Source organism: Phosphitispora sp. TUW77 (genome assembly GCF_048453025.1).
Lineage (GTDB): Bacteria > Bacillota > Thermincolia > Thermincolales > UBA2595 > Phosphitispora.
Map to the genome: position 1 here is coordinate 1412445 of NZ_CP156677.1, position 23577 is coordinate 1436021.

Sequence of the window (23577 nt, forward strand, 5' to 3'; positions counted from 1 at the left end):
AAAGTGAGAAAAAATAAAATAATTGCACTTTTGATGATTACAGTATTTATCTTAATGACCGCCACTACAGGCGTGGCTGCAAAAAAAGGTGTTGTTGATTCGACTTTTAATGATATGGCCCAGGCTCAATGGGCACTTAAGCATGTCTATAAAATGAAGTCACAAAACATTATCAAAGGTTATCCTGACGGTTCTTTTCAGCCAAACAAACCAGTTACCCATGCAGAAGCTGTTGCTTTAGTCCTTAGGTCAGCCGGGCTTGAAGAAGAAGTTGCGGATTTCGACCTAGGTTCAGTGGTTCTGCCGTACAAAGATGCCGCTCAAATCCCAGAGTGGGTAAAAAAATATGTAGCCTATGCATATACAAACGGGTACTTAGAAGTGTCTGAATCCGGGAATTTCCAGTCAAATAAGGGAGCCAGCAGACAATGGGTTGTCAAACTTATTGTTAAAGTAATGGGTTTAGAGGAAGATGCAGCCGGTATGGATAATGTGATCCTGCCATTTAAGGATGCTGCTGATGTTTCTGAGACTGGTTACGTAGCATCTGCAGTAAAAAATAATATTATTAACGGTTTTCCTGATGGAACTTTCCAGCCCAACAAAGGTGTTACCAGGGCCCAAATAGCTGTCATGCTGGGGCAATCAGTAGATGAGCTTCCCATCCCTGGGAAATTCAGCACCATTATAGAGGGTGAAGTAGTTGAAGTCTCTACTGATGAGACAACTATTTCCAACTCGGTTTGTGAAACAATATACTGCCAGGGTGCTGTAACACTTGACGTTGGTGATGAAGATGAAGTTACCTATCCTGTAGACGAGAATGCCCTCATCTATGTTAACGATCAGGAAGCAGAACTTGTTGATATAGAAGTAGGTGCAACCGCAAAATTGGTAGTTGACAATAACGGTGTTGCTGTATACATCGAAGTTGCTCCGGTAACTGTAAAAGGTGTTGTCTATGAGGTATATGCAGATGATAACACAATAGTAGTTTTGGAAAATTGTTGGGGATATGAAAGGGAACGCAATAGAAACATTAACAAGTTACAGGGAACAATCAAACAAGATAAAAAAACAGATGAACAGCCCACTGAACAGGAACGGGAACAAAACATTGAGGAAGCAGTTGTTTCTGATCCTGTTGAATATACCGTAACAAATGACGCGGTTATAACTTTGAATGGTGATGCTGCAGAACTTGGGGACCTTGAGGCAGGAAACATAGTTACACTCACTCTTAATGATGACAATGAGGCAATAAAAATAAAAGCATATTCAATGCCATTTAAACACAATAATCAAATTGTTGCCGATGAGGATGACGGTGACTTAGAAACATTAGATGAAGTTGTGCAAACCAACAAAGGTAAAAAAGGTATTAAATAAAGCATAATTTTTAAAGTAAAAAATTATGCAGCCCTCTACTTAAGCTGTTCTAGCTAAGTAGAGGGCTATCTTTTTAGGTTTTGTCATTGTTATTTTTTTATTATGTTTACTTTAACTATTCTTGATCCTACTACCTCTGCTACCTGAAAAATGTAGCCGTCAAATTCAATTTCCTCACCATTTTTGGGCTTTCGACCAATTTGAGCAAAAATATATCCACCAATTGTTACTATACCTTCTGCATTAATATTAGTTCCAAGAATTTCAGAGATATCATGAAGCAGAACTCGTCCATTGACCTCATAATCAGTTTCATTAATCTTTTTCACATGAGGTTGTTCCCGGTCAAACTCATCATATATTTCTCCAACCAGTTCTTCCAACATGTCTTCAATTGTTACCAGTCCTGAAGTGCCACCGAACTCGTCCGCAATAACTGCAATATGAGTCCGAATACTGCGCATCTTTTGAACCAGGTGAGAAATAGGTATTCCCTCAGGGACAATTAGAATATCACGTTTTAATTGTGAAAGTTCTTTTAGTGGATTATCTTTGTTTGATATCATATCTCTTATATGAATCATACCGATGATATTATCTTTATCATTATCACACAATGGATATCTCGTATGACCATATTCTTTGATAACATCTAATGCTTCATCAATAGTATCCTGAACATAAAGGCAAACCATATCTTGTCTTGGAACCATGACTTCGGCAGCTGTCCTGTCAGAAAACTCAAAGACATTATCTAACAGGGTACTCTCCATTTTATCCAAGAATCCATGGCGTTCACTGGCATCTACCAGCATTCGAAGTTCTTCCTCTGTGTGTGCAAGGTCAGCTTCGTTCGCTGGCGAGATTCCAATTAAGCGTAATATTGAGTTGGCTAAGCCGTTAAGAAGAAAAATGGCAGGATAAAAAATACGGTAAAAAAGTTTCAGCAACCCGGCAGTTCCCAGAGCAATTTTTTCGGCACTTTGTATTGCAAGTGATTTTGGTACCAGTTCACCTAAGATAATATGGAGAAATGTTATGATTAAAAAGGATATAATCAAAGCAACTGTATGTGTATAAATAGGTGACCAGTTGAGTATGCCGGAAAACAATGGTTCCAGCAACCTGGCAATAGCTGGTTCTCCTAACCACCCCAGCCCCAGGGATGCCAGAGTAATTCCCAACTGGCAAGCGGAAAGATATGCATCCAGTTTAGATGTCACATCAAGTGCGACCGCAGCACTTTTGGAACCATTTTCTGTAAGTTCGGCCAGACGGGTTTTTCTGACTTTTACTAAAGAAAACTCAGCAGCTACAAAAAAGCCGTTTAAAATAACTAAAAATAATGCTAATAATATCATAAATAAACTCCAGATAATATTTTCTATTGAAAACATCTCCTTTTTTGCTTGCCACTATATTAAAAAATGCAACAATTTATTGATGACTTAAATGATATCATACTACTTTTTTATAACTTAATAAAGGTATAAATCTAATTTTTGCTGTATTTTCTTAGAACGATAACTCACTTTGATTGAAATCCGAGTTAATTTGGATTATAATACTAATTGATTTAAGTTCGGCGTGCGAAATTTTAGGTAAGGATAAGGGAAGACTAAATACAGTGATTTTGTGATCAAAGGAGAAACCATACTTGGATAAGGATTCAATTAACAAGATTAACCCAAAGTATTTTTTAATAACTTTCGGCTGCCAGATGAATGAACGGGATTCAGAAATCCTTGCCGGAATGCTGCAGGAGATGGGGTATCAGCCCACAAGTGAGTTAAAAGAAGCGGACATCATACTTCTTAATACCTGCTGTGTAAGGGAAACAGCTGAAAATAAGGTGTGGGGCAGAATAGGGGAATTAAAGGCTCTGAAAGGAGAGTTTCCCGACCTTATTATAGGAATTTGTGGTTGCATGACACAACAGCCGGATATGGCTGCAAAAATAAAAAAACGCGCTCCCCATGTGGAACTGATTTTTGGAACTCACAATATACACCGCCTTCCGGAATTGGTTGACAAGATTAAGGTGGAACGCCAATCGGTTATTGAAATCCTGGAAACTGAAGGAAATATCGTTGAAAACCTTCCCTCTAAACGTGCTGAAGGCATCAGGGCATATGTGACCATTATGTATGGGTGTAATAATTTTTGTACATACTGTATTGTCCCTTATGTCCGCGGCAGGGAACGGAGCCGGCAACCGGATGACATAATCAGAGAGGTTCAAGAACTTATCAGGGAAGGCTATAAAGAGGTAATGCTTCTGGGACAGAATGTTAATTCCTATGGGAAAGACCTGGAACCTAAAACCCAGTTTGCTGACTTGCTTCAGAAACTAGATGCGATTGAAGACCTGGCAAGAATCAGGTATATGACCTCACATCCCAGGGACTTTGATGACAGGTTAATTGATGTAATAGCCTCTTCTAAAAAGGTGTGTGAACACTTCCACCTGCCTGTACAGGCAGGTGGCAATAATGTTCTGAAGGAAATGAACAGGGGTTATACTAAAGAAATGTATCTCGAACTGGTCAATAAAATAAGGACTAAAATACCTCAATCCAGCATTACTACAGATATTATCGTGGGTTTTCCGGGTGAAACTGATGATGATTTTAAGGAAACTCTTGACCTTCTGCAACAGGTTAGATTTGATGCAGCATTTACTTTTGTTTATAATAAACGTTCTGGCACCCCGGCTGCTGAAATGGCAGGGCAAGTGCATGACCAGGTTAAGAAAGAGCGAATTCAGAAACTAATTAAATTGCAGAACAAAATCAGCCATGAAATTAACTTGGTTCAATTAGGCAGGACCCATGAAATTTTGATTGAGGGAATAAACAGTGCTAACCCGGACCTCTTGGAAGGACGTACCAGAACAAATAAACTGGTTCTTTTTAAGGGTACCTCTGAGATGATAGGGAATTTATTTAATGTTAGGATATCCGATTCAGGGACATGGCATCTTGATGGAGAGCTAATTTAAAAAAGGTATTTTGAAAATATTGTCGAAGGACTAATGATTGGAGGTGAGTTAAATGTCAGTAGAGATTATAGAAAAGGCAAATGAACTAGCCGAACTTATTGCCGGCAGCGCCGAACTTGATTTTATGAGGCTTAAAGAAGAAGATATGAACCAGGATCCGGAGGCTGTTAAGATTATCACTGAATTTCAAAAAATTCAGCAAGACATTTATAAAAAGCAAATAAACGGTCAGGAACTTACTGATGAAGACAAAAAAATTGTTGTAGAAATGGAAACAAAAATGAAAGGCAATGCTGCTATTAAGGCTTATATCGAAGCATCCGAGAGTTTTGAAAATCTCCTCAGGAGTGTAAACCTTATAATTACTAAGGCACTTTCCGGAAACCAGTCCTGTGACTGTGATTCCGCTGATTGTGGTTATTCTTGCGATCCCGGATGCAGCTGTAATTAAAAGATTTCTTACATTTTTTTAAAAACTGGAGGAGTGTCTCGGGAAGAGACACTCTCTTTAGTTGAACAAACTTTTGTTCAGGGCCAGATTATGGTATTATTAATAATACCAGGCATTGATATAAAAGGAGGGACACTCTTGACAGAACTAACTCCAATGATGAAGCAGTACCTTACAATAAAAAAACAGCATCCTGATGAAATCCTTTTTTTCAGACTTGGAGACTTCTATGAGATGTTTTTCGATGATGCCGAGGTTGCCTCAAAAGCCTTGGAGATTACTCTGACGTCACGTGATAGCGGCAGCGGTAAAAAAACTCCCATGTGCGGTGTGCCTTATCATGCTGCAGAATCATATATTGCCCGCCTTATTGACAAAGGATTTAGGGTAGCTATCTGTGAACAGGTGGAAGACCCTCGGACAGCCAAGGGGATTGTTAAGCGGGAAGTGACCCGAATTATTACTCCCGGCACCGTTACCGAAAGTAGTATGCTTGACGAAACCAGATATAATTTCCTGATAGGGATTGTTAAGGATGACTTGGGATATGGACTGGCAGTTGCCGAAGTTTCTACCGGTTACTTTGCAATGACCGAAATCACGGGGCCAATGGCGCTAACCAAGCTTATTGATGAAATTTCCCGTTTAAAACCGGTTGAGTGCATACTTCCTGATGAACTAAAGGAAAACAGGGATTTGCAGGGTAAATTATTCAAATTCCGAGGATTGGCAATAAATCATTTTAATTGGAAATCATTTTCTTATAGCACATCCTACAGGGGTTTGATTGAGCATTTCGGGACTTCATCCCTGGAGGGTTTTGGCTGTGAAGGCTTGACACTTGGAATCAGGGCTGCCGGAGGCATCCTGGGTTTTCTGAAAGAGACGCAAAAAAACACTCTATTACATATCAACAAAGTTATGCCATATACTACCGACTGTTATATGCTTCTTGATAATGCCACGCGCAGAAATCTGGAACTAACCCAAACCATAAGGGATGGTCAGAAAAGAGGGTCACTTTTATGGGTTATTGACCATACTGTTACCGCAATGGGGGCAAGGCTTCTTAAGCTTTGGCTGGAACAACCTCTGCTCGATATTGCTGCAATATCGGAACGCCTTGACGCAGTTGAAGAGCTTGCCAATAATACTATCAAGAGGAGTGACCTGAGGAAGCTCCTGGATAGGGTGTATGACTTAGAACGGCTGGCGGGAAGGATTGCCTATGGTTCTGCTAATGCTAGGGATTTGATAGCTCTTAAGTGCTCTTTGGAGGTTTTACCACAATTGTGTTACCTGCTCCAAGATTCGTATTCTCCCGGTCTTGTCGTTATCCAGGAAACAATCGATTGCATGGATGATGTTGTCGGTATAATCAGAGATTCTATTCATGAGGAACCGCCTTTTTCCCTAAGAGACGGAAATATCATTAAAACAGGATTTAATCCTGAAGTTGATAACCTGAGAACTGCATCCAGGGATGGAAAACAGTGGATAACCTCACTTGAAGCCCAAGAAAAGGAACGAACAGGCATAAAGTCCCTAAAAGTAGGATTTAACAAAGTATTTGGTTATTATATTGAAATTACCAGGTCAAACCTTGCCATGGTGCCTGATGAATATATCAGAAAACAGACATTAGCTAATGCTGAGCGCTATATTACACCTCAGTTGAAGGAATACGAGAATCTGATTATGGGTGCAGAAGACAGGCTAACCCAACTGGAGTATAATATGTTCTGCGAAATACGTGAAACGGTAAACAGGGAAGTAGCCCGGATTCAAAAATGTGCTTCATTAATAGCAATCCTTGATGTATATCAATCAAATGCAGAAGCGGCAATCAGGAACAATTATTCTAAACCGGTTGTTAAAGACAGTGATGTGCTTGCAATAAAAGAAGGCAGACACCCGGTTGTTGAAAGAATGCTCGCAGAGGAGCCTTTTATCCCCAACGATACATATCTTGACGGGTCAGGCTACCGTCTTGATATCATCACAGGGCCAAATATGGCAGGGAAAAGCACTTATATGCGACAGGTTGCCCTGATTTGCCTAATGGCTCAGACAGGTTTATTTGTTCCGGCCGAAAACGCTAAAATCGGGATTATTGATCGGATATTTACCAGGGTGGGAGCTTCTGACGACCTAGCTACAGGACAGTCTACGTTTATGGTAGAAATGAACGAAGTGGCTAATATTTTAAATAATGCCACCTCAAAGAGTCTGGTTATTCTAGATGAAATTGGACGAGGTACCAGTACCTTTGATGGGCTGAGCATTGCTTGGGCAGTAGCTGAATATATTTTGGATACCGGTAAAGTTGGGGCCAAGACCCTGTTTGCTACTCATTATCATGAACTTACGGAACTTGCCGAAATATTTCCCGGTGTACAAAACCATAATATTGCTGTAAGGGAAAAGGGTGAGGATATAATATTCTTAAGGAAAATAATTCCTGGTGGTGCAGACAGGAGCTATGGCATTCAGGTCGCCCGGTTGGCAGGCCTTCCAAGCGAGGTACTTACCAGAGCTAAGGAAATTCTGGCTACTTTGGAAACCACTGAAGACCTGGCTAAAGGCCAGCGCGAGGCAGCTGCCGGCAGGAAAAAGCATGTCAGGGAAAATGAACGTCTGCAGTTAAGTATTTTTGAGGAGCCGGGAAACACCAACCCAGTTCTAGAAGAGATCAAAAAAGTTGATATTCTTAATTTGACACCTATTGATGCTCTTAACTTACTTTATAGACTTCACCTGAAGTTACGTGAGGAGTAAAAAATGGGCAGAATTGTTTTACTTGAAGAACATGTTGTCAACAAAATAGCGGCTGGCGAAGTTATTGAAAGACCGGCATCGATTGTTAAGGAATTGGTTGAAAATTCGATTGATGCGGGCAGTACCCGAATTGAAATTTGTATCACGGACGGTGGGTTCTCTGAAATCACTGTCTCCGATAACGGTAGTGGTATAGCCCCTGATGATGCAGTTTTTGCCTTTGAACGCCATGCAACCAGTAAAATCAAGAATGCTGCAGACCTAGAAAACGTACTGACACTAGGTTTCAGGGGAGAAGCCCTTTCAAGCATTGCTGCTGTATCACGTTTAAATCTCAGAACGCGCACTGCCGATTCTGTTTCTGGTACCGGTTTAGACATTGAGGGGGGAAATGTGCTCAAAAATTATGATACTGCTTCCCCACAGGGTACTATTCTAACCATAAGGGACCTGTTTTTTAATACTCCGGCAAGAAGAAAACATATGAAAACACCAAATGTAGAAGCAGGACACGTCAGTGATGTGATTAATAAATTTGCTATGGGCTATCCGGAAATATCATTTCAGCTTAAAACTAATGGAAGACTAATTCTTAAGACACCTGCAAAAGGTAACCTGAGAAATTCAATTGCTGCTGTTTATGGAACGGAAACAGCCAGGGAAATGTTGGCACTTGAGGGGGCAAATGATACCACTGAATTACGGGGTTATATTGGCAAACCCTCTCTGTCAAGGGCTTCACGTCATTATCAGACAATTTATATAAATGGCAGGTTTGTCAGGAACAGGATTATCAGTGAAGCTGTTGAAAAAGCATATCATAGTATGCTGATGACAGGAAGGTACCCTGTTTTTATTGTCAAGATTGGTCTTAACCCTTCGGAAATTGATGTCAATGTGCATCCGGCCAAAACTGAGGTGCGGATTCTTGATAATACGGACTTGGCAGGCTTTATTACAGAAGAGGTGTCCCGAGTACTCAGTGAAAGCAGGTTAATACCTGCGGCGGTTTTCCCGAAGAAAATGTTCCCGGGAATCACTCCAGTAAAGCCGGTTCAGCAATCCTGGCAGGCAGAAAGCATCGGACTTGCTTCAAGTAAGGTTTCTGAAACGCCCAGAGCAGAATACTGTTCAGATGAAAACTTTTCAGCAGAGCTGAAAACTGCAGTCACAGGTATTGCGGCCCCGGAACAGGGATTCCCTTCACTCAAGCCATTGGGTCAGATTAACGGCACATTTATTGCAGCTCAGGGGGATGATGGGATGTATCTCATTGACCAGCATGCAGCTCATGAAAGAATCCTTTATGAAAAATTTATGGCCCGGCCTGATGAGCATACGGTAAGTGAACAGCTTTTGTTTCCGGTAACATTGGAGCTTACACATCAAGAAGTTCAAACCCTGAATGAAAACATATTGAGTTTAACCGACCTGGGATTCGTGGTAGAACATTTCGGTGGGGATTCATTTATAATCAGGGCTATTCCTGCTGCAATTATAGAAAATGGTGCAAAAGAAATATTTTTAGATTTACTGGATTATTTTTCCCACAACCGGAACACAATATCAGGTAAGACCCTTAAAGAAAAGCTGCTCATTACTATGGCTTGCAAAAGCGCCATTAAAGCAGGCGACAGGCTGGGGATGCAGGAAACCGAGTCACTGCTGAGTCAACTGGCAGAAACCCGGAACCCCTATACGTGCCCACATGGCCGGCCTACATTGGTGCATTTTTCAGGTTATGACCTGGAAAAAATGTTTAAAAGGGTTCTTTAAATTATGCAGACAATAGTTACCACATCTCACAAACCTGACCCACGCTCCATGGAAATAGCCATGTGGGCGGCTGAACAATTAAAATCTGAATTTGTGGAACGAAGGAGAATGTCTCTAAATGACCTTAAAATTATAAATAATGCAGAAAACATTATAGTAGTGGCTAATAGTGAACTAAAACTGTACAGTTCACATGGTATTTACTTCTTTCATCCAAGTATGAGTGTGCCACGGATTAAAGCTATCAAGCAAGGGAAAAGTGACCACATGATTGAGGCAATGTCTGTACATCCTGGTGACAGGGTTCTCGATTGCACTTTAGGCCTTGGCTCTGATGCCATTGTTGCAAGTTTTGTTTCAGGCCCGGAAGGTCAGGTCACTGGCATTGAGGCTACATCTGAAATAGCTTTGATAGTAAAACACGGATTGGGAAATTATAATTCGGAATCACATTCTCTAAAGTCCGCTATGGAAAGGATTCAGGTTAAATGTGCTCTTTATGAGCATTATCTGACTGAAATTCCAGAACGGTCTTATGATATCGTTTATTTTGATCCCATGTTCAGGCAGCCACGGATGAGGTCCAGTTCTATGGAACCTTTGCGCGGAATAGTAAAACATGACCCCCTTTCACCAGAGGCGGTTAAAGAGGCCGTAAGGGTTGCCAGAAAACGGGTTGTTATGAAGGAGAACAGTTTTAGTAAAGAGTTTGCCAGACTTGGATTCAGCAAGGTTATTGGAGGCAGATACAGTCCGGTTGCCTTTGGGGTAATTGAAAAGGAGGCAGAAATATGAAAAAACTGCTGCCTTTAATAGTTATAGTGGGACCTACCGCAGTCGGCAAAACAGAAATAGGCGTTAAGGTTGCTCAAAAGATAAATGGTGCGATTATTTCCGGTGATTCTATGCAGGTTTACAGATACATGGATATTGGTACTGCCAAACCCACAATGGATGAGATGGGAGGAATTCAACATTATCTTATAGATTGTATTAATCCGGATGAAGAATTTAATGCTGCTATTTTTCAAAATCTTGTTGATAAACATATGATTTCTATACATAATAATGGCAATTTACCAATTATTGTCGGGGGCACCGGGCTTTATATTCGCTCCGTTATTGATTATTATGATTTCACCCCACCAGGTGAAAATCAAGTAAAGCGAAGGGAACTTCGTAAATTGTCAGACGTTCAGGGTAATGAACCTCTTGTGAAAATGCTGAAACAAGTTGACCCGGTTTCAGCAGGACGAATTCATCCCAATGATACCAGGCGTCTTATCAGAGCGCTGGAAGTATATTATTCAACAGGATTGCCACTTTCTAACTTTCAGTATCACACAGAAAGTTTGCCGCCAAAGTTCAATCTCGCGTATTTTGGGTTGACAATGGACAGGGGAAAATTATATCAGAGAATAGAAAAACGAGTTGATGCCATGATTTCAAGGGGGCTGGTTAATGAGGTAAACAAACTTCTGGAAATGGGATATGGAGCTTACCACAGTTCAATGCAGGCAATTGGATACAAAGAAATCATTGATTACTTAAACGGTGTTTACAGCCTTAAAGAAGCGGTAGAATTAATCAAGCGTAATACCCGCAGGTTTGCAAAAAGACAGTTAACATGGTTCAGGAAGGATTCCAGAATTAAATGGAAAGATGTCGAAAGTTACACCAATTTAGATGAAATTGCGAACGAAATAGTTGATGAGTCAGAAGGACAATTTTGGTAAAATGTAGAATAGAAAATAAAACTGAAATTTGGAGGGAACAGAATGACAAAGACGCAGATTAATTTACAGGATTCTTTTTTGAACCAAGTTAGGAAGGAGAATATTCCCGTTACTATATATCTGGTTAATGGTTTTCAATTAAAGGGAGTCGTCAGGGGATTTGATAATTTTACTGTTATTATAGAACATGAGAGCAAACAGCAAATGGTATACAAGCATGCTATTTCAACTATTACACCTTTTAAGGCGATTTCCACGAACATGAATGAGCAAATGAAGTCATAAATAAGACAGATATAGAATTAAAAAATAATCTTTTCGTTAAAAACACAAATGGGGAACGTACCATCTATGGGTGCGTTCCCCTTGTATTATTATTTTGCAACCTTGCTTTTAAGGGCTTTACCGGCTTTGAAAGCCGGAACCTTGGCAGCCGGTATGTTTATAACTTTACCAGTTTGAGGATTACGGCCTTTTCTAGCCTTACGTTGTTTAACCTCAAACGTACCGAAACCTATAAACTGGGCTTTTTCTCCTTTAGCAAGAGCATCCTGAATACTCTCAAATACAGCATTAACAGCTTTTTCAACGTCCTTTTTCTTGAGTGTTACCTTTTCAGCAACTTGAGCAACCAAATCAGTTTTTGTCACCAAGAAAACCTCCTTTGATAAAATGAATTGCAGGAGCTTAGAAATGTTATCATAAAAATATTATAATGAAGAAATGTGCCCTCCCTTCGAGTATTTTAATGTAGGCCAACATGTTATTAAATCGCAGCCCTTTAAATTCCCGCCCATAAAAAATAACCTGCCAAGCCATTGCCTAGACAGGTAATTTGCGTTGATTGCGGCAACTGGCTGTCCTATTATGTAGGACCCTGTAGTTTTGCGTCCTTTTCTTGCGAAAAGTTTGCCTTTATGCATTAATTACCTTTCTTTCCATTCTACAAAACTTATAAATTTCCTGCAATTATGTCCAAATTATAACAAGGTTTTTAAATTCCAGTCACAGATTATATAATTACGCGTATAATAATAGAGTAAAATAGTGTGCATTAAGGGGGAAGGCTTTTGGAAATACGAATTATGCGCCCCAGGCAAAATAAAACCCAGCAAAAGGAATTGCCGCCTGTTCCGATAAAAAGAGAGCAGCTGGAAAGCCTAATGAATGAACTCAATGACCTTGTTGGTTTATATTCAGTTAAAAAGTTAGTCTATGAAATAAGCGCCTTTCTAGAAATCCAAAAAAAAAGGCACCAGGAAAAACTTGTTTCCGAGCCCCTGGTAATGCATATGATTTTCAGTGGTAACCCAGGAACCGGCAAGACTACAGTAGCCAGAATTCTCGGAAATCTTTTCAGGGAAATGAACGTACTCTCAAAAGGGCATCTGGTTGAAATAGAACGCGCAGACCTTGTTGGTGAGTATATTGGTCATACAGCTCAAAAAACCAGAGAACAATTGAACAAATCTATTGGTGGGATTCTGTTTATTGATGAAGCCCATTCTCTGGCAAGAGGAGGGGAAAAAGACTTTGGGAAAGAAGCTATTGATACCTTGGTGAAAGCAATGGAGGACCAAAAAGATAACCTCATTTTGATTTTAGCAGGTTATAAACAGGAGATGGACCAGTTCATTAAAACAAACCCGGGATTAAAATCAAGGTTTCCGTTACACATAGAGTTTCCTGATTATACCAAAAAAGAACTCCTGCAAATTGCTGATTTGATGCTTGATAAACGGCAGTATAAGCTAACCGCTTCCGCCCGTGACTCCCTTAATCGCATTATTGAACTTAAAACCGGAAAGGGATATGAACATTCAGGAAATGCCAGGTTGGTCAGAAACTTGATTGAAAAGGCAATGAGACGACAGGCTGTCAGGCTGATAAGCAAAGATGAAATTACAGTTGAAGACCTTATGGTAATTACTGATGCTGACATTGAGGAGGCACATGAGGTCCTCAGAGTTTGTAAAGGTTTAAAGAAGGAGAATTTTATGTTATAACGAATAACAGATAAGATTCTGTTTATCAGGGAATTGCAGTAAGTAAAAAGGAGTTCTAAAATGCCCCAAAATATAAAAGGGAACATAGCCGGTTTGAAAAAGAGTCTGCTGCTGCAGCTAGAAAAATTATATACAATGAATACCGGACATTCTCAATTTATTACCGAAGAAATAGTCTCATTGATTACATCTGTTTCTGAGAAAATAAAAAGGGAAATTTCTGTTTATATAAACAGAAAAGGTAAAATTATAGATGTTGCAGTTGGAGACAAAGTTACTGTCTGTCTTGGAGAAATTAAATGCAGACGCAGTCAGAGACGATTCACCGGAATAAGGTGTATTCATACCCATCCGGGCGGCAGTGCCTTCCTCAGTGATGTTGACCTTTCAGCAATAGATTCTCTCAACCTCGATGCCATCGCTTCAATTGGACTTGATGAAAATAATGAACCGGAAATATATGTAGGAATGAGAGGAAATGATAATACTGTTAATAGCGACACTCAGGGAAATTATGTTATCTACGGGCCCTATAGTATTAATGGGATTTCTTGTAGCAGTCTGATGGATATTATTGAAATGAATGAAAAGCTGTTCTCAGCAAAAATAAAGGCTTATCCAACAGGTAACGTACAAGTTCAGGAGAGAGCTATTCTGGTAGCTGTCAGGAAACAGAATGATTCTGAGGAACAGATAGCAGAATCTCTTAGTGAGTTGTCTCAATTAGCTGATACCGCGAAAGTAAAAGTGCTTTATCAGATTGTTCAGTTCAGGGTGCGTCCAGATATGGCTACTTATATCGGTAAAGGCAAAGCCAAGGAACTCAGCCTTAAAGCACAGGTACTGGAAGCAGATTTGCTGATATTTGATGATGAGCTGAGTCCAGCACAACTAAGAAACCTTGAAGAAATAACCGGAATTAAAATAATTGACAGAACAGACCTCATCTTGGATATATTTGCCCGGAGAGCCCGAACACTAGAGGGAAAGCTGCAGGTAGAACTGGCTCAGTTAAATTATTTACTGCCAAGGCTTACTGGTAAAGGACTTGTTCTTTCAAGGCTGGGAGGCGGTATTGGGACAAGGGGTCCGGGGGAAACAAAGCTCGAAGTTGACCGCAGGAGAATTAGAAAAAGAATTACTGATTTAAAAAAAGAACTGGAAGCAGTTCGCAAAAACAGAAAACTTCATAGGGCAAGAAGAAAACGCAGATCTGTACCTGTTATTTCTATTTGTGGATATACTAATTCGGGTAAATCCACTTTGCTTAACAGATTGACGGATGCCGGGATACTTGCTGAGGACAAGCTTTTTGCTACCCTTGACCCAACTACCAAACAGCTAAAACTAACCGATAACAGGCCTGCCTTGATATCGGATACCGTGGGATTTATTAACAAGATACCTCACCACCTGGTTGCGGCCTTTAGGGCCACTTTGGAGGAAGTAATTGAATCAGATGTCCTGCTGCACATTGTGGATATCAGTCATCCGTCTATGTACAGTCAAATGGAATCAGTTAATAAGCTTCTAGCAGACCTTGGGGTTTGTGAAAAACCTATAGTAACTGTTTTTAATAAGATTGATAAACTCGAAAAATCAGATAAGATATGTGAAGTAGGTTCTTGGAGAAACCGTTTTCCTGATAGTGTTTTTATTTCAGCAAGAACAGGGGAGGGAATAAATGAACTGCTGGAAATGATTTCTTTGAACCTGCCTGGCAAAATGGTTAGGGAAACTTATAGAATTCCCTATACACATGCATCCTTGATTTCTCATTTTCACAACCGGGCTAAAGTGATTCAAGAGAATTATCTTGAACAATATATTGAAATTACGATAGATGTGGATGAAAAAACCAAAATGCCGGCTGAAGAATTTCGGCTGACAGACTGTGCAGACGGAGGTAATACCAGTGTATAAACAGGAATTAAAAAACCTGAATGCAGATAAATTTATCGAGGAGGTTGAAAAACAGATTACACCTGTTTACAGCAAACTCGACCACATATCTTTAAATAATCACAGCAAGGTGCTTAAGGCTTTTCATAAGGCCAGGGTTAGTGAATTCCACTTGAAAGGATCAACAGGCTATGGATACGGAGATGCCGGCAGGGATGCTGTTGAAAATGTTTTTGCTGAAGTTTTTGGTGCTCAAGCAGCCTTGGTACGGGGTCAAATTGTATCAGGAACCCATGCCATAACGCTATGCCTGTTTGGTATCCTCAGACCTGGTGATGAAGTCCTTTCCATATCAGGAGCTCCCTATGATACTCTTCAGGAAGTATTAGGCATCAGGGCTAATGCTCCCGGCAACCTTGCCCAGTGGGGGATTAAATACCGTGAAGTTGACTTGCTCCAAGAAGGAGGGTTTGATAGAGAAGGTATAATTTCTGCAATAAACCAGAAAACACGAATGGTAATTATTCAGCGTTCGCGAGGATATGAATGGCGCCCGGCTCTCAATATATCACAAATATCTGAGGCCTGTAAGCTAATCAGGAGCGTAAATGATAAAACTATTATATTTGTTGATAATTGTTACGGGGAGTTTGTAGAAGAAATTGAACCGATAGAAGCAGGTGCAGACCTGGCTGCCGGTTCCCTAATTAAAAATATAGGCGGGGGTATAGCTGCTACCGGTGGTTATATCGTAGGTAATGCTGAGCTTGTTGAAATGGCGGCACATCGCCTAACTGCCCCTGGAATCGGTGGGGAAGTGGGGGCTACCCTAGAATATAACCGGATGTTTCTCCACGGGATATTTTTAGCTCCTCACATAGTTTGCGAAGCCTTGAAAGGAGCAGTATTTGCCGCTGCTCTTTTTGAAAAAATGGGTTATATGGTATCCCCGAAATTTAATGAAATTAGGTCAGACATTGTTCAGGGCATATGTTTTGAAAACGAAGAACAAATGATCGCATTTTGCCGCGGTCTTCAAAAGGGTTCTCCGCTGGACGGTTATGTTGTTCCAGAACCTGTACTAATGCCTGGATATACTGATAGGGTCGTAATGGCTGGAGGCACCTTTATATCAGGTTCGACTATCGAGCTTAGTGCTGACGGCCCGCTTAGGGAACCCTATGCTATATATATGCAAGGAGGCATTTCCAGGGACTATGTTAAACTCGGATTGATATCTGCTGCCAGGGAATGTATTGCTGAAAAAACTAAGTAATAACTAAATAATGTCGTTAGGCTTGGAAGGATTTAATGCCTTAAAGGAGAATATCTTAAAGACGAATATAAAGTTATCAAGAATTAAAAAAAGGGGGGTAGTTAGTGCAAAACATACAAAGTGCTAAGATACTTGTTGTTGATGATGATAGATTTATGCTGAGAGTCATTCATGACTGCCTCCAAAAAGAAGGTTTTTTAGTCGAAAGTGCCACAGATTTTAATACAGCAATGGATAAAATTTATCACTCTACCCCTGATGTAATTCTTCTAGATGTTGTGCTGCCCAAACTAAACGGATACGAAATTTGCAGATTGCTCAGGAATGATACCAGAACCAGCCATATTCCAATAATTATGCTTACTTCCAAGGTTCAGGTTGAAGATAAAGTAGCCGGTCTTGAAGCCGGAGCAGATGACTATATTACCAAACCCTTTGACACCCTTGAACTAGTAGCGAGAGTTAGGACTCACCTGCGCAGGTCAAAACAGGAAAAATCATTTAATCCGCTAACAGGACTGCCGGGAAATATTCTCATCGAAGAAGAAATTAAACAGAGATTGAAAGACGAAACTGTTTTTGCCGTACTGTATCTTGATCTTGATAATTTTAAAGCATATAATGACGTTTATGGGTTCCTCAAAGGCGATGAAGTTATTAAGTTTGTTGCTCATCTTTTGTCTAAAAATATTAAAGAACTTGGCAATTATGACGATTTTATAGGTCATATCGGTGGTGATGACTTTATAGCAATCACTGTGCCTGACAAGGTTGATAAAATTTGTAAATCAATAATATGTCAGTTTGACAGCACGATAGCATTATTTTATTCTGCTGAGGATCGCAGGAAAGGTTACATTGTTACCAGAGACAGGATAAATCAGGAAATTGAAATTCCTTTAATGACTATTTCCATAGCAGTTGTTTCCAATGACAAAAGGTTTATTGACAGCCATTGGCAGGTAGCAGAAATTGCTGCAGAAATGAAAAAATATGCAAAGTCAAAACCCGGCAGTGTTTATGTGAAAGATAGGAGAAACAGGTAATAACATTGGGAGTGGATGAATTTGTCAAATGCTGCATTTTGGTTAGCTATGCTGGTTATGGTCATAGGAACTATTGGTGCTTTTCTGCCAATGCTGCCTGGTACTCCGTTAATATTTATTTCAGCACTCGCTTATGGGTACTACGAGGGCTTTAATACAATTACTCCATTGATACTCGGAATTCTTTTTGGTTTAATGGTTTTGACCTTAGTAATTGATTATTTTGCCGGAGTCTTAGGTGTTCAGAGATATGGAGCATCAAAATATGGTGTTTGGGGATCATTCATAGGCGGGATTCTGGGAGTTGTTTTTTTTAGTATTCCCGGTCTTCTACTTGGTCCGTTTGCAGGAGCTGTCACAGGCGAATTACTGAATGGTCGTCAGGCAGAAGATGCAATAAAAGTCGGTTTTGGAAGTTTTATTGGCATAGCTGGTGGGTCGTTGTTTAAAGGAATATTTGCAGTTGCAATGATTATAGTTTTTATTACTTTTGCTATTTAACGAAATAATCCTTTAAATTTCAACACAGACCGTTAAACCTTAAAATAGGTTTATTAACGGAAATTTGTATAAATTGTTCAAGATTTTGTTTTATAATTAATTATAAGAAGATTTTAACTTTAAAATATATTTTGACAGTTTTTCTTACAAAACTACGGGAATTGTCCGAAGGGAGGGGAGCTAATGAACAGTAGTAACCCACTAGTACTTTTACTGATGTGCAGCAATTCTAAAGACATGTTAGAAAAACTGCTGCCTAAGGTGCAGCTTCGATTTCCTAAAAATGTTAAAGTAATGGCTGTTTCATGTCCATCGGAACTTGACCCGCTGGTTTATATAAGGTTGCTTAGGAAAAGTTGTGACGGATTAATTGTAGCCTGTTCAAAAAATGCCTGTAGTTCCCCTGAAAAAAAAGTTATTATGAAAAGGCGTGAAATACTAAAGGATATTCTCCCCATATTTGGTTTGCACAGAGAACAATTTAAAATTACTAGCGTTTCATCATTTAATGATGAACAGCTTTTTCAAATTATAGAAGATATGATTGAATTTCTGGGAATTGAGTTCCATAACAGGACTGAATGTAATTTCATAGGTGCAGAAGGAGCAATCTTCAGCATGTCAGGATGGATTAACTAATTTACTAAGCTTTACTAAAACCTTAAGCATAAACTATCATGCCCACTGTTGAGAAAAAGATATGCTTTTCTGAAATATAAAATAATAAACCCAGGCTAAAAAATGCCTGGGTTTATTATTTTATATTTATGTGAATTAATTATATAAAAATCAATCAATTATCTCAGTTAATTCGCCTAAATACTCCTGTTACCTTGCCCAATATTTTTACATCAGTAGCATAAATCGGATCCATAAACTGGTTTTCAGGCTGTAACCTGATGTAGTCCTTTTCCTTATAGAATGTTTTAACAGTCGCTTCATCTTCCAAAAGTGCTACTACTATATCACCGTTTCTGGCAATAGACTGCTGCCTGACCAAAATGTAATCCCCGTCAAGAATTCCAGCATTTATCATGCTTTCACCGCGAACAGACAAGATAAAAACATTATCATTATTAACAAAATCAATAGGAAGTGGAAAGGTATCTTCAATGTTTTCAACTGCAAGAATAGGTTCTCCTGCGGTTACCCTGCCGACAATAGGAACATTAACAATTTCCTTACGGACAAAGTTACCTTCTCCTTCTATAACCTCAATTGCTCGGGGCTTAGTAGGGTTACGCCTAATAAAACCTTTTTTCTCCAACTGGGCCAAATGGCCATGGACAGTTGAACTAGAACTAAGACCAACAGCTTCACCAATTTCTCTAACGGAAGGGGGATACCCCTTTTTTTGAAGTTCTTTTTTTATAAAATTAAGAATTGCGGCTTGCCGTTCATTAAGGTCTGAATACAAAAAACTCACCACCCAGTTAATATTTAGTTTGAATTTAGTTTAATTATAACACTATTTATACACATGTGCAAACATCTGTTCGTAAATTTTAACAATTTTGACCATGTTTTTTTCATAAAGCCATTGACACAGAACATTTGTTCGTGCTATATTTAGTACAAACAAATGTTCGGGAGGCTATAAAGATGACTGCCGTTAATAAAAAAAATAAGTTAATTAAAGAAAAAAGGAAGAAAATTAAATTCAATCCCTTCAAGTTCAGCAGAATGCTCTGTCTTACTTTGATACTATTAGCCGTAATGTCACCATTTTATAAAACATCTGCCAGTGGTTTTACAGGTAAAGAATATCAGGAAGTTGTTGTTTGTCAAGGAGACACTTTATGGGAAATATCAAAGAAATATTCTCATAATGAAAACCTTCAAAAGGTAGTTTATGAAATCAGAAAATTAAATGATATGAAACATTCAAACATATATCCGGGGCAAAAAATAAAAATCCCTTTAAATTAATAATCCCCATAAATCAGTAGAATTTTTTTCTTCAGTTCGAAGGATAATTGCGAGATTTGTCAAATAATATACAATATTACGAAAATAATCCTAAGGGGCTGGGGATGTGAATCAGATTAACTTGGTAATTGTTGGTGCAGCTAATGAAGGAATTAATTTATGTTTTTCTTTGTTGGAAAATCCAAATATTAAGATTCATGGAATAGTCAATTTAAAGAATGATTCATTAGATAATAATTCAGATGAATTTCTAGGACAAATTAAAAATGACTTAATTATCTTTAATTCTCTTGACCAATTAGATGATATTAAGGATTTGGATTTAATTATTGATACGACTAGGGATTCTTCAATATCAGATAAAATTAATAAGATAAAAAGAAGTAACACAACCGTGATTGAGTCCTCAGGTTTTGAACTGCTAACAGCACTAGCTGTTAACAAGGAGATAGCTGAAGCAGAATTGTTTTCACTGCTTAGCTCCATACAGGATTCTGTTGTAATTTCAGATAACAAAGGTTTTGTTAAATTTATTAACAAAACCTTTGAAAAATACATAGGTTTACATACTAAGGATATTCTTAATTACAATATTTTTGAAAAATATCCCGGTAATCCATTAGACCACTGTGCTAAGTATGGGCAGCAAATAACTGGTCAAAAGTATTCATTTGGTGATGACACTAAGGAATTCAGCTATACTGTTAATCCTATATTTGTTAGAGAAACTATGATTGGGGTTGTTGGCGTTTTTAGGCTTAATCCAGACATTTTTCGTTTAATGGAAGAATTACAGCGTTCAACTTCTATCATAGAGGGACTCTATGATAGGTTAGGACAGATTAATGGTCTTGATGAATTAAATATATCAGATGTAATGGCAATTGATAAAATGGAAAGAATAATGCTAAGACATGCATTAACAAGGTTTGGATATTCCGTTCAAGGCAAGAAAAAAGCTGCTAAAGCTCTTAACATATCATTAGCAACACTTTATAATAAATTAAAGAAGTACCAAATTAATTAATAGGTATTTTAATAGAACTCCAAAAGGAAACTTAAAATAAATAAAAAATGCCAAGGGCACAAAGGTACTCAGGTATTTTTTTTGAAGGCTTACAGGGCAATCTGAGGCCTCTTTTTTTAGCAAATTGATTTTAACAGATAGAACTGTAAAAATACCAATTTTAAACTTCCTATAATAATAATTATGTTAACTAGCGAATGAAAATGTTATTTAGGCATCATTTAATGATTTGTTGGACTCTTCCCACTTCCCCTGTAGTTAGCCTGACTTTTATTCCCCTGGGATGAATCTGGCTGTTGGTTAAAATATTTTGCACTTCACCGGTGGTCAATTTACCTGACCGCTGGTTTTGTTTTTCCACGATGACTACCATGAGTCCCGGTTTGATATTTTTTCTGATTGTGTGTTCTTCGGACAATTTTGTCTCCTCCATAATGTTGATTCGGTCGCAAGCCCCATTTTTATGTTCAACCATATTATATCACCCATAAAGGGCCGAAGATACTGCCTTTTATTTTGGCCTGTAAGGGTCAGTGATTTTCGGCAAAGTGATTATGACACAAACATAAACAAAACACAGGTAGTTATAAATATATTTGCAGGCATTTTATTAGCTAAATCTTTTTTTTATGATAAATCACAAACCCAGGATCCGTTTGCCGATGATAGAAACTAAAATTCTAAAATTGCTTTGCCATCTTCCCACTTCCCCCCGGTAGTCAACCAAAAATATTATTATGTAACCTTTCATCCTTTAAAGACATATTATATGTTACAGAAAGGGGGATTTCAGTTGATAAAAACTAAAGTTATTCAAGCCGATGGTGCAGTTCAGGGTGCAATCGGAAATGGGAACAGTGCCGCTGTTGAGGCTGTGGTTTCATGTGTTGATGGGGTTCCCTCAGGATATATAGACGGAAGTGCTGAGGTTTTCTCTGGTGGTCCTGTGAACCGCAAATTTAAATTTTATTCAAACAATGCCCTGATTGTTGCCACTTTAAAAGATCTTCAAAGTTTAGGAGCAATCTTTGATAACGTAAGTGTCCAAGAAGATGAATTCACACCTATAACGGGTTGTCGCGCAACCATAGATGCAACCAGGTTAAATTCTGGTCAATGGGTTGGTTCCTTCAACATAACCTGTCCTGATGGTTTACAATTGTTTTTCTATGGAACGTTCAGCGGGCAAATTGTGGTAAACCGCGAAGTGTTCTGTCAACCTCTTTTATAACAAAGAATCAGCTTAACTTTTAACCCCTGGTACAAATTTACCCAGGGGTTAAAAGATTTATATAGTTACCGCTTTTGGTGAAGTCGAGGGTTTGATTAACAATAATATAGGGACATGCTTCGTATCAAGAGTTCATGAACAAGGTTTTCCCATAATTCTATTACTTTCAGCATTTATAAGGTAAAATATAAAAGAAATATGTTTGTATAGCTAAGATATTATGTCAATGACGTAGGTCCCTGGGAACAGATATTTTATGGTGAATTTGACGGCAAACGCAAAAAACGTGTACTGATAAAAATAATTGGAGAATGACAAAAAATACAACCCTCTACATTGAGCTGTCCCAGCTGAGTAGAGGGTTTTTTAAATTTAACTGTTATTCCATATTATCACCTTTGGTTAAGTTTACATATCATATATTAGCAAATTTGAAAATTCGATGTAAATAATTTTTATTTTGCTTTATGGCTCTAACAGCCATATATATATAAATGACAAAGGAGTGAACTTTAATGATCATCTGTCCAAATGGTTTGCCCAATGGCGGTATAAATGGCGGTGTAGTTGAATACTGCCCTACTGATACCAGTGTAGCTGCATTTTTCACTGAAATTATCGTCAATGGCAATTTAGTTATCCCTCCTCATAAACCGCCAAAAGAACGCATTGTAAAAGTGACTCATGATGTCAGGCTCAATGATGTGGAAGTTATTACAGTTACCCTGCCGGATGGAACAATCCCTGGCAATAAAATTGTAGTTTCCGGTGTCATCACCCTAAACATTCAATATGCCGCTGATGTCCCAACTCAAAAGGTACACTTTGTGCACTATGACCTGCCTTTTAATGCCTTAATACTGACTGACTGCGGTGAACCTATTCCCCTTGCAGATTTCCCTGATGATTTCGTAGTCCATGTATGTGTGGAAAAACTGCGCCTTACACAAATTGACAGCCGCACCCTAAGCAAAGAAATCGTGCTTATGATATGGGTTGAAGAAATATAAGTAAAGGAGGAACAAAAAATGAACACCTGTCCTCAGTGCACTACAGATATAAATCCGGGAACCGCATGTCCTCCCGAAGGTTCAGAACTGACCATGTTTACGGAAATTGTAATTAATGACAACCTGATAATTCCTGAACCCAAACCTGATGTTGAAAAAATTACCAATGTAACTAAAAACTTTACTATTGATGATGTCGAGGTACTAGATGTGGATTTAGGAGATGTGCAGGGAAGAAAGGTCATCATTGCCGGTACCCTGAACTTAGGGGTAGAGTATTCTGCTTTAGTCCCTTCCCAGGAAGTCCATTATGCTCACTTCAACATACCATACAAGGCTATAATTAAACTTCGCCCCTGTCCGGGAGCATACCGCGGGCTGCTTCCACCTGATTTTGACATTAGTACGGTAAGAGTTAATATTTGCGTAGAACACGAACAGTACCACCTTATTAACCCCAGAGAAATACAAAAAGTTTTGGTTGTACTGATTTGGCTCGAAGTTATATAACCATGAAA

Annotated in this window: 23 protein-coding genes, 1 pseudogene and 1 riboswitch; of the genes and pseudogenes, 20 read left to right on the forward strand and 4 right to left on the reverse strand. The window is 38.8% G+C overall.

The features are described 5' to 3' along the window. Positions 1–3: 3 nt before the first annotated feature. The gene (locus tag ABFY19_RS06655) at positions 4–1389 is read left to right on the forward strand and encodes an S-layer homology domain-containing protein (protein WP_418792474.1); all 1386 of its coding nucleotides are present in this window, start codon (positions 4–6) and stop codon (positions 1387–1389) included. Between the two features lie 89 nt (positions 1390–1478). Here ABFY19_RS06655 and ABFY19_RS06660 read toward each other — a convergent pair whose 3' ends face one another. Further along, positions 1479–2750, reverse strand: a complete 1272-nt coding sequence (locus tag ABFY19_RS06660) for a hemolysin family protein (protein ID WP_418792475.1) — start codon at positions 2748–2750, stop codon at positions 1479–1481. A 359-nt stretch (positions 2751–3109) separates the two neighbouring features. Here ABFY19_RS06660 and miaB point away from each other — a divergent pair, with 359 nt between their 5' ends. From miaB to hfq, 7 genes are all read left to right on the forward strand, one after another. Then, positions 3110–4390, forward strand: coding sequence for a tRNA (N6-isopentenyl adenosine(37)-C2)-methylthiotransferase MiaB (gene miaB, locus ABFY19_RS06665; RefSeq protein ID WP_418792551.1), 1281 nt, complete (start codon positions 3110–3112; stop codon positions 4388–4390). 52 nt (positions 4391–4442) lie between these two features. Further along, positions 4443–4841, forward strand: a complete 399-nt coding sequence (locus ABFY19_RS06670; RefSeq protein WP_418792476.1) for a YlbF family regulator — start codon at positions 4443–4445, stop codon at positions 4839–4841. A gap of 138 nt (positions 4842–4979) precedes the next feature. Continuing rightward, the gene (gene mutS, locus ABFY19_RS06675; protein ID WP_418792477.1) at positions 4980–7619 is read left to right on the forward strand and encodes a DNA mismatch repair protein MutS; all 2640 of its coding nucleotides are present in this window, start codon (positions 4980–4982) and stop codon (positions 7617–7619) included. A gap of 3 nt (positions 7620–7622) precedes the next feature. Beyond that, complete coding sequence (gene mutL / locus ABFY19_RS06680; protein ID WP_418792478.1) at positions 7623–9395, forward strand: DNA mismatch repair endonuclease MutL; 1773 nt, start codon at positions 7623–7625, stop codon at positions 9393–9395. A gap of 3 nt (positions 9396–9398) precedes the next feature. Then, entirely contained in the window at positions 9399–10190 is a 792-nt protein-coding gene (locus ABFY19_RS06685) for a class I SAM-dependent methyltransferase (RefSeq protein ID WP_418792479.1), read from the forward strand. Further along, positions 10187–11131: a tRNA (adenosine(37)-N6)-dimethylallyltransferase MiaA gene (gene miaA, locus ABFY19_RS06690; RefSeq protein ID WP_418792480.1), complete on the forward strand. Its 945-nt coding sequence runs from the start codon at positions 10187–10189 to the stop codon at positions 11129–11131. Before ABFY19_RS06685 ends, miaA begins: the two co-directional genes overlap by 4 nt. 42 nt (positions 11132–11173) lie before the next feature. Continuing rightward, on the forward strand, positions 11174–11416 hold the full coding sequence (gene hfq / locus ABFY19_RS06695) for an RNA chaperone Hfq (RefSeq protein ID WP_418792481.1): 243 nt from the start codon (positions 11174–11176) through the stop codon (positions 11414–11416). Between the two features lie 89 nt (positions 11417–11505). Here the strand turns inward: hfq and ABFY19_RS06700 are convergent, their stop codons facing one another. Further along, entirely contained in the window at positions 11506–11781 is a 276-nt protein-coding gene (locus ABFY19_RS06700) for an HU family DNA-binding protein (protein WP_418792482.1), read from the reverse strand. 195 nt (positions 11782–11976) lie between these two features. Continuing rightward, positions 11977–12055: riboswitch (cyclic di-GMP riboswitch) on the reverse strand. A 161-nt stretch (positions 12056–12216) separates the two neighbouring features. Here ABFY19_RS06700 and ABFY19_RS06705 point away from each other — a divergent pair. From ABFY19_RS06705 to ABFY19_RS06730, 6 genes are all read left to right on the forward strand, one after another. Further along, positions 12217–13137, forward strand: coding sequence for an AAA family ATPase (locus tag ABFY19_RS06705; RefSeq protein ID WP_418792552.1), 921 nt, complete (start codon positions 12217–12219; stop codon positions 13135–13137). Positions 13138–13197: 60 nt separating this feature from the next. Next, positions 13198–15060 (forward strand): GTPase HflX, encoded by a 1863-nt coding sequence (gene hflX / locus ABFY19_RS06710; RefSeq protein ID WP_418792483.1) that lies wholly within the window; start codon positions 13198–13200, stop codon positions 15058–15060. After that, positions 15053–16315 carry an aminotransferase class I/II-fold pyridoxal phosphate-dependent enzyme gene (locus tag ABFY19_RS06715; RefSeq protein WP_418792484.1) on the forward strand — a complete coding sequence of 421 codons (1263 nt, stop codon included), beginning with the start codon at positions 15053–15055 and terminating at the stop codon, positions 16313–16315. The genes hflX and ABFY19_RS06715 overlap by 8 nt, the downstream gene beginning before the upstream one ends. Before the next feature lie 104 nt (positions 16316–16419). Further along, positions 16420–17361 (forward strand): response regulator, encoded by a 942-nt coding sequence (locus tag ABFY19_RS06720; protein ID WP_418792485.1) that lies wholly within the window; start codon positions 16420–16422, stop codon positions 17359–17361. Positions 17362–17382: 21 nt separating this feature from the next. After that, the gene (locus ABFY19_RS06725; protein ID WP_418792486.1) at positions 17383–17862 is read left to right on the forward strand and encodes a DUF456 domain-containing protein; all 480 of its coding nucleotides are present in this window, start codon (positions 17383–17385) and stop codon (positions 17860–17862) included. 183 nt (positions 17863–18045) lie between these two features. Continuing rightward, positions 18046–18501 (forward strand): hydrogenase iron-sulfur subunit, encoded by a 456-nt coding sequence (locus ABFY19_RS06730; RefSeq protein ID WP_418792487.1) that lies wholly within the window; start codon positions 18046–18048, stop codon positions 18499–18501. A 163-nt stretch (positions 18502–18664) separates the two neighbouring features. Here the strand turns inward: ABFY19_RS06730 and lexA are convergent, their stop codons facing one another. Next, positions 18665–19279 (reverse strand): transcriptional repressor LexA, encoded by a 615-nt coding sequence (lexA, locus tag ABFY19_RS06735; RefSeq protein WP_418792488.1) that lies wholly within the window; start codon positions 19277–19279, stop codon positions 18665–18667. Positions 19280–19464: 185 nt separating this feature from the next. Between lexA and ABFY19_RS06740 the strand changes: the two genes are divergently transcribed. Together ABFY19_RS06740 and ABFY19_RS06745 are read left to right on the forward strand one after the other, a co-directional pair. Further along, a complete protein-coding gene (locus ABFY19_RS06740; RefSeq protein WP_418792489.1) occupies positions 19465–19791 on the forward strand; it encodes a LysM peptidoglycan-binding domain-containing protein in 327 nt (108 codons plus the stop codon). Positions 19792–19897: 106 nt separating this feature from the next. Then, positions 19898–20818 carry a helix-turn-helix domain-containing protein gene (locus tag ABFY19_RS06745; RefSeq protein ID WP_418792490.1) on the forward strand — a complete coding sequence of 307 codons (921 nt, stop codon included), beginning with the start codon at positions 19898–19900 and terminating at the stop codon, positions 20816–20818. A gap of 217 nt (positions 20819–21035) precedes the next feature. Here ABFY19_RS06745 and ABFY19_RS06750 read toward each other — a convergent pair whose 3' ends face one another. Next, on the reverse strand, positions 21036–21293 hold the full coding sequence (locus ABFY19_RS06750) for a YwbE family protein (RefSeq protein ID WP_418792491.1): 258 nt from the start codon (positions 21291–21293) through the stop codon (positions 21036–21038). 318 nt (positions 21294–21611) lie between these two features. On the opposite strand from ABFY19_RS06750, the gene ABFY19_RS06755 reads away from it, so the two are divergent. The 4 genes and pseudogenes from ABFY19_RS06755 (at position 21612) to ABFY19_RS06770 (ending at position 23569) form a co-directional block, all read left to right on the forward strand. Continuing rightward, positions 21612–22049 carry a hypothetical protein gene (locus ABFY19_RS06755; protein ID WP_418792492.1) on the forward strand — a complete coding sequence of 146 codons (438 nt, stop codon included), beginning with the start codon at positions 21612–21614 and terminating at the stop codon, positions 22047–22049. 228 nt (positions 22050–22277) lie between these two features. After that, a pseudogene (locus tag ABFY19_RS06760) lies at positions 22278–22364 on the forward strand (YjbQ family protein); the annotation flags it as partial. A gap of 200 nt (positions 22365–22564) precedes the next feature. Continuing rightward, positions 22565–23059 (forward strand): DUF3794 domain-containing protein, encoded by a 495-nt coding sequence (locus ABFY19_RS06765; protein WP_418792493.1) that lies wholly within the window; start codon positions 22565–22567, stop codon positions 23057–23059. Positions 23060–23077: 18 nt separating this feature from the next. Then, positions 23078–23569 (forward strand): DUF3794 domain-containing protein, encoded by a 492-nt coding sequence (locus ABFY19_RS06770; RefSeq protein WP_418792494.1) that lies wholly within the window; start codon positions 23078–23080, stop codon positions 23567–23569. Positions 23570–23577 lie beyond the last annotated feature (8 nt).

Excerpts from the sequence above, each read along its gene's own strand:
- ABFY19_RS06660 (WP_418792475.1), bottom strand. The coding sequence starts at position 2,750 with ATGATATTATTAGCATTATTTTTAGTTATTTTAAACGGCTTTTTTGTA.
- miaB (WP_418792551.1), top strand. The coding sequence starts at position 3,110 with ATGAATGAACGGGATTCAGAAATCCTTGCCGGAATGCTGCAGGAGATG.
- ABFY19_RS06670 (WP_418792476.1), top strand. The coding sequence starts at position 4,443 with ATGTCAGTAGAGATTATAGAAAAGGCAAATGAACTAGCCGAACTTATT.
- mutL (WP_418792478.1), top strand. The coding sequence starts at position 7,623 with ATGGGCAGAATTGTTTTACTTGAAGAACATGTTGTCAACAAAATAGCG.
- ABFY19_RS06685 (WP_418792479.1), top strand. The coding sequence starts at position 9,399 with ATGCAGACAATAGTTACCACATCTCACAAACCTGACCCACGCTCCATG.
- miaA (WP_418792480.1), top strand. The coding sequence starts at position 10,187 with ATGAAAAAACTGCTGCCTTTAATAGTTATAGTGGGACCTACCGCAGTC.
- hfq (WP_418792481.1), top strand. The coding sequence starts at position 11,174 with ATGACAAAGACGCAGATTAATTTACAGGATTCTTTTTTGAACCAAGTT.
- ABFY19_RS06705 (WP_418792552.1), top strand. The coding sequence starts at position 12,217 with ATGCGCCCCAGGCAAAATAAAACCCAGCAAAAGGAATTGCCGCCTGTT.
- hflX (WP_418792483.1), top strand. The coding sequence starts at position 13,198 with ATGCCCCAAAATATAAAAGGGAACATAGCCGGTTTGAAAAAGAGTCTG.
- ABFY19_RS06730 (WP_418792487.1), top strand. The coding sequence starts at position 18,046 with ATGAACAGTAGTAACCCACTAGTACTTTTACTGATGTGCAGCAATTCT.
- ABFY19_RS06740 (WP_418792489.1), top strand. The coding sequence starts at position 19,465 with ATGACTGCCGTTAATAAAAAAAATAAGTTAATTAAAGAAAAAAGGAAG.
- ABFY19_RS06750 (WP_418792491.1), bottom strand. The coding sequence starts at position 21,293 with ATGGTTGAACATAAAAATGGGGCTTGCGACCGAATCAACATTATGGAG.
- ABFY19_RS06765 (WP_418792493.1), top strand. The coding sequence starts at position 22,565 with ATGATCATCTGTCCAAATGGTTTGCCCAATGGCGGTATAAATGGCGGT.
- ABFY19_RS06770 (WP_418792494.1), top strand. The coding sequence starts at position 23,078 with ATGAACACCTGTCCTCAGTGCACTACAGATATAAATCCGGGAACCGCA.